We start from the raw sequence: 12,406 nt of genomic DNA, 5'->3' as shown, positions 1-12,406 counted from the left end.
GAAAAATCGCCGCCATGCAAAGAATTAGAGTTCTTCTTCTCTTTCCAGCATTAAAATGGCCCCTTGTGGAACAATGAAGTATTTTTCACCCTGATACAAGATCTCGGTGGAGCCGTTTACCAAGAAAATTGCTAAATCTCCTTCCTTCGCCTGTAGGGGGATATATTTTACCTTCTCTTCTTGTGGCTTCCAAGCATCATCTTCATCAGCGGGTACGGGAATAGCATAACCTGGCCCTGTTTTTATAACATAACCCTGTTGCACCTTTTCCTTCTCCTGAACCCCGGGTGGTAGATAGAGCCCGCTTTCTGTCCGCTCATTAGGTTTCGCCGGTTTTACCAGCACCCGATCTCCTACAACAATCAACTTTTTCAGTTTATTATTTTCTGTCAAATGAATGGTCATCATGCAAAATCAATCCTTTTTTCGAGCCTCAGCAAAAGCTGTGCAACAAGGATGGAAGATGTCATATTGACATTACTAAATCTTGTCTATCCGTTTTGATGGCAGTATAATTATAAGGAGTGCGTTTTCCGGCGTCATTTCCCAAGAAAGTCGTTAATCAAAGCGACAAAGAAGACGGGCATATTACTTGTTTTATTTGGCGCACAAATTTCCCCTAGATAATCACCGTGCCCACCAGGTAGAATGGCCAGTTGTGCATGCGGTAACATCCGGGAAAGTTCAAGTGCGTGCTCGGTACGAATTACATCCGTATCGCCATTCACGACAAGCACAGGAACCTGAATGCTCTTTATTTGCTCATCGCTTATATCTTTAAATGCAAGCATTCTAGCCTTATCCCGCTCAAACATGGCTTGTAGCCCCTTTGGGTCAGGATTAATAGCGTAATAGGCGTCTTTCAATGGTTGTGGCATATTATCAAGTGTTGCTTGCTCCATACCCTCAAAAAAGCCGGGTTGCAGTCCGCCGCGCTTATAATTGGAAGAGGCCACAATAAGCTTGTCTACTAAATCGGGGTGTCGTATAGCAATTTGCAAGCAGGTGGTACCTCCGTTGCTGAAACCCATAAAGCTCGCTTTCTTAATGCTCAGCTGCTTTAAGAGTGCCGCCACGTCATCTGCATCCTGTTCGAAACTGAGTGGCCTATCGATATCAGTAGTGTGCCCATGTGCCTGTAGCTCTACTGCAATTACTTGATGTGCTTTGGCAAGTTCGGGTAAAATGCGGCCGAAAGTAGTTGCAATGGTTGATCCTCCTCCATGTAATAATACTAAGGGATTGCCTTTACCATGGATTTCATAAAACATTTTCAGGCCATTTACTTGGGCATAACTGCCAATTTGTGTTTGTTGAGCTTTCATAGATAAAAAAACTAGCATTAATAATGTAATGGTTGGTAATCTACGTGTCATGATGAATGTAAATATTGAACGTAAATTTAAGTTGAATTAGTGAATGTGAGCACTCGAAATGCGGCAATATCCGGGTATATAGCGACAAGTTATAACCGTTTGCTAAACCAAAACGTGTTTCACCAGTCTAACCAGTAACAATCGAATCAATTATGAACAAAAAGCTATTTTTACCTATTTTATTGAGTATGATGTCCTGCGTCGGCACATCTTATCTTGGAGATCGATTTAATCCGACGATGCATATGGATGTTTATTATGCAAGCAAAGACGTTAAAAAAGACTATAAAGTTATCGGACATATATCTTCGAAGGTTTTGCTCAATGAAGAAGTGGCGAAGCGGAAAATAGTTGAAAAGGCTAAAGCTGTCGGTGCAGATGGAGTTATTATTCATGGCATTGAATATACAGGCGGCGAAGATGCTGATTCATACTATAAGGCAGAGGCAATTCAATACAATAATTAGACTATGATGATCACGTACAAAGAGTATACTGCAACCAGCTTTCATGTGAATTATTGTGATACTTGTGTCGGTTTTATGAAAATTAGGTCGTTTTGATTCGACATTGATATTTCTAAATCATCTTACATTTCTTTATAAAGAACTTAATTTGTTTTTGTTTGTTGTATATTAGGTGTACAATAAATCCAAATTATGATAAGTTTTCCAATTCCTGAAAACGAGAAAGAGCGCGTGCAGGCGCTGAGAAATTATGATATACTTGATTCACTTGAAGAGGAAGACTTTGATAGCATTACTGAAGCGGCTAGTTTGATTTGCGACACCCCAATTTCGCTTATATCACTTATTGACGAAAACAGACAGTGGTTTAAATCGAAGAAAGGTATCGATACGGTTGAAATGAGCCGTGATATTTCCTTTTGCCAGTATACCATTTTAAATGACAGCGTTTTCCAAGTAAACGATACAGCAAAAGATAGCCGATTTGTTCATAACCCACTCGTTACAGGAGATCCAAATATCGCTTTTTACGCAGGTTACCCGTTAATTGATCCTCGCGGATATGCATTGGGAGCATTATGTGTTATCGATAAAAAGCCGAAAGAATTAAACGAAAAGCAGAAAAGACTTCTTGAGCTTTTGGCTAAGCAGGTGGTTACTTTAATACTTGAGAGAAAGAATACCCAAGAAGCAAAGTACTTTTCTAAATTGTTTGACATATCAAAAGATTTGATCAGCTCGGTCACCTCCGAAGGCATCATAAAAATGGTGAATCCCGCTTTCCAAGACCTTTTAGGTTGGCGAGAAAGCGAGTTGCTCGGAAAGAAACTTTTAACGTTTGTTTATCCGGATGATATCAGGAAGACAGAGGACGAACTTTCGGATAGGCGATCCGGAAAGAACACCATTCATTTTACTAATCGTTTATTGGCAAAAGACGGATCTAATCGAACGATCCAATGGTCTGTAACTCCTAATATCGGAGAAAATGAGATTTTCGTCGTTGGTCGTGATATGACGGAAGAAACGCTAAAGAATCAAGAGCTAGAGATAAGCGAAAATAAACTTCGTTCTTTTTTTGAGAATTCTCAGGGCCTGATGTGTACACACGACTTAGCGGGCAATATTTTGTCGGTCAATCAAGCAGGTGCTGCCATACTAGGATATAAAAAGGAAGAAATTCTAGGAATGTCCTTATTCGATTTAGTTCCACCCTATCATCACGAATTTCTGAAAGGATATTTGAATCGTATCAAATTAAATCGCAAAGATACAGGGCTTATGAAAACGCTTCATAAAGACGGACAGCCCTTGTTTTGGCTCTATAATAATGTGTTAGAGCAAGACGCAGAAGGTAACGATTACATTATTGGAAATGCGATTGACATGACTGAGCGTTTGAAGTTGGAGGGTGATCTCAAGAAGACGAAAGAAATGTTGGAGCAGACCAACCGCGTCGCGCGGGTTGGCGGCTGGGAGGTAGATTTAACGAATAATAGAATTATATGGTCGGATGTTACAAAAAGTATTCATGAAGTCGCAGTCGATTATGAACCGACCATTGAACAGGCATTGGCCTTTTATGAAGACGAGAATCGTGCGTATATAGAAGAAGCATTTCAAGAAGCCGTGACGAAAGGCATACCTTATGACTTAGAATTACAGTTACGCACCGCAAAGAAACGATTGATTTGGGTCAGAAGCCACGGACAACCCGAAATGATAGAAGGTGTATGCAAACGGATTTTCGGTACTTTCCAAGATATAGATCAAAAGAAGCGGGCAGAAGTTGCATTAATAGAGGAAAGGGCCAGGCTTCGAACGTTCATTGAGCATGCGCCGGCGGCTGTAGCAATGTTAGACAAAGATTTAAGATATATTGCCGTCAGCAAACGATGGTATGAAAGTTATCATTTAGCAGATGTGAGTATTATTGGCAAATCACATTACGATGTTTTTCCGAATCTTCCTGACGATTGGAAAGAAATTCATAAAAAATGTCTGAATGGCGAGGTGCATAAAAAAAATGACGATGTCTGGACGCCACCGGGATGGGACCACGAACAACACCTTATTTGGGAAATCAGACCTTGGCGTCACTTTAATAATGAAGTGGGGGGACTGGTTATGTTTACGCAGGATATAACAGAAAGTTTTGAAAAGAGCGAGGAATTGCGGAAGGCAAAAAAAATAGCGGAACAAGCCAGCAAAGCTAAATCTGAATTTCTTGCTAACATGAGCCACGAAATAAGAACGCCTCTCAACGGTGTGATTGGCTTTACTGATCTGATATTAAAAACTTCATTAAATGATACGCAGAAACAGTATCTCACGATCGTTAATGATTCTGCAGTTTCGCTTTTAGCGATTATTAATGATATCCTTGATTTTTCTAAAATCGAAGCGGGTAAACTGGAGCTGAATTCTGAAAGAATAGACTTATTTGACTTGAGTGAACAGGTAATAAACGTTATCACCTACCAAGCTCAAAAGAAAGGATTGGAATTAATTCTCGATATGTCTCCTCATCTTCCGCGTTTTATCTGGGCGGACGATGCACGATTAAAACAAATACTTATTAATTTACTGGGTAATGCCGTCAAATTTACAGAAATAGGAGAAATAGAACTGAAAATAGAAGAAGTACAAATAAGCGCCTCAGATAACAAAACTACTTTGCGGTTTTCCGTAACAGATACGGGTATCGGTATTCAACGAGACAAACAACATGAAATTTTTGAGGCTTTTGCCCAAGAAGATAGTACTATTACTAAGAAATATGGGGGAACAGGTTTAGGTCTTACTATTTCCAATAAATTGTTAGCGTTAATGGGCAGTCATCTGCAGCTGGAAAGCGAGGTCGGGATTGGAAGCACGTTCTTTTTTAACTTAGAAACGTCGTTTGAGCTTGGAGATCCTGCAGGAAATGGTGATTTAAACGACTTGCAATCTGTTTTGATCGTAGATGATAATGATCATAATAGGATGATACTGGAACGGATGTTGGCGTTGAAAAATATTCATTCTGAATCTGTTAGTAATGGCTTCGATGCCCTGCAAAAATTATACGACAATAAAAAATATGATTTACTGATTGTAGACTACCAGATGCCGATTTTAGATGGCTTAGAGGTAATTAGAAAAATACGACAGAGCCCAAAAGCGGAATATTCCAACATTCCAATTATTTTGCTATACAGTTCATCTGAAGACGAAGATATTGTTAAACAATCAAATGAATTAATGGTAACACGGGTAAGGAAACCGATTAATACGAAAGAGATGTACGAGGCTCTTAAGCGAACGCAAAAGATTGATGTCGTAAATGGTGAAGAAAGCGATCGGTTGCCATCTAAAGCTGTCGTTCGTCCTTTTAATGTGCTTATTGCCGAAGATAATGCGGTTAATATGTTGTTAACGAGCACAATTATCGAACGCATTGCCCCACTTGCGTCAATTGAAAAAGCTGAAAATGGTTTGCTTGCGGTAGAGGCCTGCAAAGTCAAAATGCCAGACCTTATTTTTATGGACATTCAAATGCCCGAACTTAATGGAATAGAAGCAACACGTAGCATTCGGTCTTTGCCCTCCGGCGTTGATGTTATCATAATAGCACTTACTGCCGGCAATGTGAAAGGGGAGATGGAGAAATGCTTAGATGCCGGGTTTAATGATTTTATCGCAAAACCTATTGTGGAAGCAGATATTGAGTTAAAGATCAAGACCTGGCTTTTTAAGGAAAAAACAGATGAGATAACGGTCGATTTACACGTCGATTATCATATGATGGACGACTACGCCGCTGGCGATGAAATGTTTAAAAGGGAATTCATAAAATTGACCATATCTGAGTTAGAAGGTACCGTCAAGAAAATAGAACAAGCTCAAGAAGAACAAGATCTTCAGTCTTTAAAAAAGATAGGGCATAAATTGCTAGGAACCTCAAGAACGGCCGGTTTGCTTCTTCTGAATGAACTTGCCGAGGAACTTGAAAGGGCTGACAGTATAGTAGAAATTACTCGGCAAGACTTGTTGCGCAAGATTTTTGAAGAAATAAAAATAGTAAAGAAAATAATTGGAATTACACCTTTTAACTAGTAGCTGAATGATTATTTTAATTGCAGAAGATGACGAGTTAATACGGAAAACTCTTGAATTCAGGCTGTCAAAGGAAAACCATCAAATAATTTCTGCCATCGATGGAAAGGATGCCCTTGAGAAAATAAAGGAAACACTCCCCGATCTGGTTATCACGGATATTATGATGCCTTATGTTTCGGGTTTAGAAATAGTGACTGCCGTTCGCGCCATAAAAGAAAAAGCGATACCCATTATTATTCTTTCGGGATTAGGCCAAGAAGAAGTTGTTTTGGACGCTTTTAAGTTGGGTGCTGATGATTTTATTGTCAAACCGTTTAGTCCAGGAGAGCTTATTCTTCGTATTAAACGTTTTACCGTTGGACGCTAAATAGAATTCTGTATTAATTATGCAGTTGAACGAAACACTTCTTGGCTTACCCATTATTGATTTCTTTTGGGCAACTCTCGTGATGGTAAGTCTTCTCTTCCTGGTTTTTATTGTCATTTTGTTTTTTTTGATTGAAAAAAACCGTGCTGCAGATTTAAGGAAATCTTGGCAACAGCTAATAGCCATCGTAATATATGAGGCAGCATCCGCTGATATTCCATTGCAGCCACCCACGGCGCTAAATGACCATTTAACTAATCGAAGATTTAGAAAATACTTAGCAAGAAGTTTAGTGAATGCGGAAAAAAGTCTTTCAGGTATTGCAGCGTCCAATTTAAAGGTAGTTTATAAACAACTGAGGTTAGACAAAGACAGTACAGCAAGGTTGTCCAGCAGGCATGCGCATATTGTGGCTTCCGCTATACAAGAATTAAGTGCCATGCAAATCTCGGAAGCGGAACCCGAAATTGTAAGTTTGGTAAATCATTATAAGGACATTATTAGATTAGAAGCACAGTACGGCTTAGTTAGGTTGAAGGGGTTCCAAGGGTTGGCTTTCTTAGATGATTTGCAAAATCCAATTTCAGATTGGCAGCAGCTTAAGCTGCTAAGTGCGATCGGGCAATTACCACTTAATGCAGCACATCATGTTCAGTGTTGGTTAAATTCGGATAATCAGAGCGTTGTTATATTTGCATTGAAGCTTATTGCAAAATTTCAATTACTTGAACTCCATGAAAGCGTCTTATTAAAAATTTCGGCATCTTCAATAAAAGTACAAATGCAGTCGCTGAAAACGCTAGAACGTATTTCTCAAGAAAATACAGCGGCTGCTGTCATTGAGGTTTATGATAACGCATCTGACGCATACAAAATGCGGGCTATTCGTGTCTTAGAGAATATTGCAGGCATAAATGAACTAAATTTTTTATTACATGAATTCTATAATAATGACAACAGTAAAGTTAGATTAGGTGCAGCCCGAGCTATTTTAAACTGTTCCGCAAAAGGAGTTGCTGTCCTGGAAGAGACCAAGAAGCAACTCGATGAACCAGCTAAAACAATTATTAACCAAGCTATGGAAGGACATTATTAATGAACTGGCAGTTGTTTTTTTATGAATTCTTTACGTTTGGAATCCTACTTTATGCCATATTATTATGTTTAGTGTATTTATGGATAGGGCTTTTTTCATTGGGTGCGATTATAAAGCATATGCGTAAAAATAGCTTTACGGACTATCGTCTCTTAGCTACTTCTACTAACGCTCCAAGCTTTAGTTTATTGGCTCCGGCGTACAATGAATCAGCCACTATTGTAGAAAATGTACGTTCCCTTCTTTCCATTCATTATGTCAACCTGGAAATTATTATTATCAATGATGGAAGCAAAGATAACTCTTTGCAAAAATTGATTGATGCGTATGAACTTTTTAAGGCAGATTTTTACGTCGATTATGTATTGCCAACGAAGGAAGTTAAGGGAGTGTACAAAAGTAAGAATCCCGCATTTAAGAAGCTATTAGTCGTTGATAAAGAGAATGGTGGAAAAGCAGATGCTTTAAATGTGGGGATAAATATCGCAAGTAACGACTATGCAGTATGTATAGATGTAGATTGCATCTTAGAGCAGGATGCTATCTTGAAGCTGGCGAAACCTTTCATGGAAGAAACAGATAAACGGACAATTGCTTGTGGTGGTATTATCCGATTGGCTAACGATTGTAGGATAGAAAATGGTAAGCTTGTTGAAGTAAAGCTGCCAAAAAGTTGGTTAGCTCGTTCCCAAGCATTGGAGTATATTCGGGCTTTTTTGCTGGGAAGACTTGCCTGGAGTCGTGCAAATGGCTTGTTGCTAATATCGGGTGCATTCGGGGCATTCGATAAAGAAATCATACTCAAGGCAGGTGGCTATGATCATGGCACAGTTGGAGAAGATATGGAGTTGGTTGTCCGAATGAGGCGCTATATGGAAGAACAGAATGAAGCGTACCGTGTTGTTAATATACCTGACCCTTTATGCTGGACGGAAGCACCGGATAGTTTTAAGATTCTTAGTCGTCAACGTAATAGATGGATGCGTGGCACAATTGAGACCTTATGGAAACATAAGAAATTATTTTTTAATCCGAAATATGGCATTACGGGTTTAATTAGTTATCCATATTGGTTTTTATTTGAATTTTTAGGGCCGATAATAGAATTTATAGGGTTTATAGGTTTTTTTGTTTTCCTCATACTGGGATTAGTTGATTGGCCCGCTTTCTTTATTTTGCTCGGTTTCGTCATGGTGTTCGGCGTTCTCTACTCTATTTACGCCATCTTGGTTGATACTGTAACCTATCGTGTTTATAGAAGGAATACCGATGTCGTAAAATTAGTGTTAACAGCTATTCTAGAACCTTTCTTGTTCCATCCTTTTGTGGTATTATCTGCAGTCCGGGGACTCCGTGATTATTTACTCAAGAAAAAAGCCTGGGGAGATATGACGCGACGGGGTTTTAATGCCAAGCAGGCGTCTCAACACTCATCAGCAGCTGAAACGTCATCCCAACGTTTTAACATGCTGGTATCCCCTTATATTAATTTATCTATTGTTTTTTTAGGGCTGTTATTGATCGCTAGCTTCATTGAATTTATCGTTTATACACAGCAATTTGGTCCATTATCAAATGGTGGTGTACTTTTTGCGCAAATGCTTTTCAATCAATTTTTATTTTGGCTTTCGGCAAGCTTCTTTGGTTTTATAGTTTTTTACATCCTTCGTTTTATCTCCTCGAAATGGGCCTTAATTGTAACGGCCGGCATTTTTGTACTTATCCTTTTAGTACAAACTATTCTTGTTCAATATTTTCTTGTATCGCTTGTTCCATTAGGTGCTGATATTTATAGTTACTCATCGTCTGAAATTAAACAAACAATCGGTTCATCCGGCGCAATCAATGTTGTCAATGTTCTAAAGCTACTTATTGTCATCTTTGTCGGTATTGCATGTTTTAGTTGGATAAAGTTGAGAAAGATGTGGTCTATGGCATTTATCGGTTTCTTTTTTGTCGCGGGAATAGGGTCGTTTTTAGTCAATTCGGATAAATTATTTAGAGACCATTGGTCGACTAGCGATTTTGAAAAGAGCCTCGTAACCAATAAATCGAACTATTTTTATAGACAAAGCTACCTAAATTATTTTCCTGGTGGCCTTTTACAATTTAATAATGAACAGACATCGGTAGGAGATATGGAAGTTTCCGTTAAGGAATACTACTATTTAGATCCACTGAACTACCCTTTCTTAAGAGTAGACGAAACGGAAGATGTACTAAGTCCCTTTTTTCGCAAAAGCGAGAAAAAACCTAATATTATTATTCTTTTAATGGAAGGATTTGGTCGGGCATTCGTTAACGAGGGGGCTTATTTAGGCAACTTTACGCCATTCTTGGATTCCCTTGCTAAACAGGGGCTTTACTGGGAAAATTGCCTAAGCGCAGGTGGGAGAACTTTTGCCGCTCTACCATCGGTATTGGCATCGTTACCATTTGGAGAACATGGCTTTTTGGAGCTGGGCGAACAAATGCCCTTACATTATTCATTGTTGAACGTACTACAGAAAAATGGATACCACAGCTCATTTTATTATGGAGGGGATGCCTCGTTTGATCATATGGACATCTTTTTGAAGAAAAATGATTTATCCGAATTGAATGATGGGAAAACGTTTCCGCCTAGCTATAAAAAATTACCTGCTTCAAATGATTTCAGCTGGGGATATGATGATCAATCGCTATTTAACCATTTTTTAAAAAGCCGGAATGAGAATGATAAGCAACCACAAGTAAGCGTGCTTCTATCCGTTTCAACACATAATCCTTTTCTTATCAATAACCCGGATTTTTTTGCAAAACGATTCGACGAACGACTTGCTGATATTACCTCTAATCCGCAACAGCGTATTGAATTAAGGCGATATGCTTTACAACTCACAAGTGTGTTGAATGCAGACGATGCATTAAGATCGTTTTTTATGGCCTATCGACAAAGGAACGATTACAATCAAACTATTTTTATTATCACCGGCGATCACAGAATGCCCGAGATACCTATGCGTACAAAAATAGATCGTTATCATGTTCCGTTAATTATATATTCGCCGCTGTTGAAACGCACTGCAAAACTGACCAACATTGTTAGTCATTTAGATATAACGCCTTCACTACTCCGTTTTCTAAATAAGCAATATTCCATACAGATTCCCGAAAATGTTACCTGGTTAGGGAACGGTTTGGATACCTTGTCAACTATGGTAAGTGAACAGAGCTTGCCACTAATGCAGACGAAATCACAATTAATCGATTTTGTTATGGGTAAATATCATCTAAACGAAGAGTCTTTATACATGTTTACGGAGGGGCTGGATGAGGAAGTTGTTCAGGACAGTCGTATTCGGGATGAATTGCGTGCGGCCTTTCATCGATATAAAGAGAAAAACGATCGATTCATAAAGAACAACTCGTTGCTTCCAGATTCACTATTGCGTTTCATTAGCGGCCCACTTCCAAATCATTAAAACCGCTTTTGATAGGAGATACCGATATCTAGCTGGTTCCCTTTGATGGTAGGCTGGTATTCTTGCCTGAAAAAGCTTGCGTTCACATTAAATATATGGAGGTTTTTCACTGAGAAATTGTATTCAAGCATTATTTTGTTGGTACGTAGTTTATAGGCTTCCTCCAAAAGGACGTTTGTATTTTTATCGTCCGGTGATATACCCGTGCCGATAGCGGCACCGAAATAGTCGTTCGCTCCCCCGATATAATAACGGGTGGTGAATGTATAAGATTGCGATATGTCTTCATTATCAGGAGTAAGATAGGTACGAAAATTAAACCAAAAGTTTCTAAAATATTTTCCTACCGATGCGGTATACATCCAAGTGGCGTCAGTAAAATAAAGTTGTCTATAACCAATCTCGGCCTCAAAGCTTTTCGGTAAATTGGCGTAAAGTGAGGCGCCCGTACGATATTTGGGAAATACTCCGACATCGCCCGAGTATCCCGCATTTAGATACATGTAGAACATTTTTGAAATTCTGGGATAAGCTTCTAGTTCATATTGAAAACCATTGGTTTTGAAACGGTTTGCATAATTCAGTTTGGCTATAACCGATCCGAATTTCGTTTGTCTTTTATAGCTGATACCGGCCAAATGCCAGGGATCATCAAATTGTTTATTAAAATGGACAAAATTATAGACAATACCTATCGCATTTAATGCACTGTTGTCTGAAATCCGTGCCGCCAATGCTCGGGCTTCAGTATTTTGGTTGTTGATATTCAATAGATTACCAATCACTTGCTCGGCCTCTCGATAATTTGTTTCAGCATATAATATACGGGATTTTAGTAATAACAAATCTTCAGAAGAAGCGTTTATGGTTAAACCTTGATTAACTAGGTTTAGCGCTTTATGATTATTATCGTTCCAGTACTCAAGCGAGGCGTAAGCCAAAAAAAGATCTTCCGATGTTACGCCTCGCAAAAGGATGTTTTCAAATACGTTTCTTGCGCTGTCCGGTTGATCGGTCCAAGTATATACCCGACCTAAGAAAATGGCAACATCCGTATAATCGGGCGATTGAGCTAACGCCCTTTTTGCCAATTGTTTAGCCTTCTCATAATTTTTTTGCTCGAAAGCTGCATTCCTTGCTTCGGTGAAGAGATCGTCAGATGTTTTCGTTTGAGCAAAGGCAAAAAATGGCATCAAAAGGATTGATACTAAAAGATGGACCCTCATACAGTGCATGAAACTTATTTTTAGTTTATTGTTTTATGAATAATAAACATAAGCATTCTAATTGATATTTCTTTATGAAATTCTCTTCATGAAAATACCAGACTAGAACATCTATTTATTGTAACATCATTTTTAAGTTCTTTGTTTAGGTCTATAAATAATTAATACTAGTGGATATTGAAAATAAAAGCAAAACTGTTGTTCACCAATGCAACCATTTTAATACCCTTGCGTCTTTTTATTAGCTAATGTGAAAAGTAACTTGTTCGGTTAACCGATTGAATCTGGTTGTTTACCGATGATTTGCAA

8 protein-coding genes are annotated in these 12,406 nt (G+C 38.7%); 5 read left to right on the top strand and 3 right to left on the bottom strand.

Features of this window, described 5'->3' with window-relative positions:
* Positions 1-24: 24 nt before the first annotated feature.
* A complete protein-coding gene (locus QT327_RS03295; protein ID WP_013667798.1) occupies positions 25-408 on the bottom strand; it encodes a co-chaperone GroES in 384 nt (127 codons plus the stop codon).
* Positions 409-539: 131 nt separating this feature from the next.
* Positions 540-1,325, bottom strand: a complete 786-nt coding sequence (locus tag QT327_RS03290; protein ID WP_242627404.1) for an alpha/beta fold hydrolase — start codon at positions 1,323-1,325, stop codon at positions 540-542.
* Positions 1,326-1,528: 203 nt separating this feature from the next.
* On the opposite strand from QT327_RS03290, the gene QT327_RS03285 reads away from it, so the two are divergent.
* From QT327_RS03285 to QT327_RS03265, 5 genes are all read left to right on the top strand, one after another.
* Positions 1,529-1,843: a hypothetical protein gene (locus QT327_RS03285; protein ID WP_130858475.1), complete on the top strand. Its 315-nt coding sequence runs from the start codon at positions 1,529-1,531 to the stop codon at positions 1,841-1,843.
* 192 nt (positions 1,844-2,035) lie between these two features.
* Positions 2,036-5,941 carry a PAS domain S-box protein gene (locus QT327_RS03280; RefSeq protein ID WP_130858474.1) on the top strand — a complete coding sequence of 1,302 codons (3,906 nt, stop codon included), beginning with the start codon at positions 2,036-2,038 and terminating at the stop codon, positions 5,939-5,941.
* A gap of 7 nt (positions 5,942-5,948) precedes the next feature.
* A complete protein-coding gene (locus QT327_RS03275) occupies positions 5,949-6,311 on the top strand; it encodes a response regulator transcription factor (RefSeq protein ID WP_130858473.1) in 363 nt (120 codons plus the stop codon).
* Positions 6,312-6,330: 19 nt separating this feature from the next.
* Positions 6,331-7,407, top strand: a complete 1,077-nt coding sequence (locus QT327_RS03270) for a hypothetical protein (protein WP_289552001.1) — start codon at positions 6,331-6,333, stop codon at positions 7,405-7,407.
* 119 nt (positions 7,408-7,526) lie between these two features.
* Positions 7,527-10,871: a sulfatase-like hydrolase/transferase gene (locus QT327_RS03265; RefSeq protein ID WP_207303821.1), complete on the top strand. Its 3,345-nt coding sequence runs from the start codon at positions 7,527-7,529 to the stop codon at positions 10,869-10,871.
* Here QT327_RS03265 and QT327_RS03260 read toward each other — a convergent pair.
* Positions 10,868-12,106 carry a YaiO family outer membrane beta-barrel protein gene (locus QT327_RS03260; RefSeq protein WP_207303820.1) on the bottom strand — a complete coding sequence of 413 codons (1,239 nt, stop codon included), beginning with the start codon at positions 12,104-12,106 and terminating at the stop codon, positions 10,868-10,870. The two genes, QT327_RS03265 and QT327_RS03260, sit on opposite strands and share 4 nt — an antisense overlap.
* Positions 12,107-12,406 lie beyond the last annotated feature (300 nt).

Origin of the sequence: Olivibacter sp. 47 (assembly GCF_030372825.1) — a bacterium.
GTDB classification, from domain to species: domain Bacteria; phylum Bacteroidota; class Bacteroidia; order Sphingobacteriales; family Sphingobacteriaceae; genus Olivibacter; species Olivibacter oleidegradans.
Note: the sequence above shows the minus strand (reverse complement) of the source record. Positions and strands in the feature narration are given on the sequence as shown.

Excerpts from the sequence above, each read along its gene's own strand:
- QT327_RS03295 (WP_013667798.1), bottom strand. The coding sequence starts at position 408 with ATGATGACCATTCATTTGACAGAAAATAATAAACTGAAAAAGTTGATT.
- QT327_RS03290 (WP_242627404.1), bottom strand. The coding sequence starts at position 1,325 with ATGAAAGCTCAACAAACACAAATTGGCAGTTATGCCCAAGTAAATGGC.
- QT327_RS03285 (WP_130858475.1), top strand. The coding sequence starts at position 1,529 with ATGAACAAAAAGCTATTTTTACCTATTTTATTGAGTATGATGTCCTGC.
- QT327_RS03280 (WP_130858474.1), top strand. The coding sequence starts at position 2,036 with ATGATAAGTTTTCCAATTCCTGAAAACGAGAAAGAGCGCGTGCAGGCG.
- QT327_RS03275 (WP_130858473.1), top strand. The coding sequence starts at position 5,949 with ATGATTATTTTAATTGCAGAAGATGACGAGTTAATACGGAAAACTCTT.
- QT327_RS03270 (WP_289552001.1), top strand. The coding sequence starts at position 6,331 with ATGCAGTTGAACGAAACACTTCTTGGCTTACCCATTATTGATTTCTTT.
- QT327_RS03265 (WP_207303821.1), top strand. The coding sequence starts at position 7,527 with ATGCGTAAAAATAGCTTTACGGACTATCGTCTCTTAGCTACTTCTACT.
- QT327_RS03260 (WP_207303820.1), bottom strand. The coding sequence starts at position 12,106 with ATGCACTGTATGAGGGTCCATCTTTTAGTATCAATCCTTTTGATGCCA.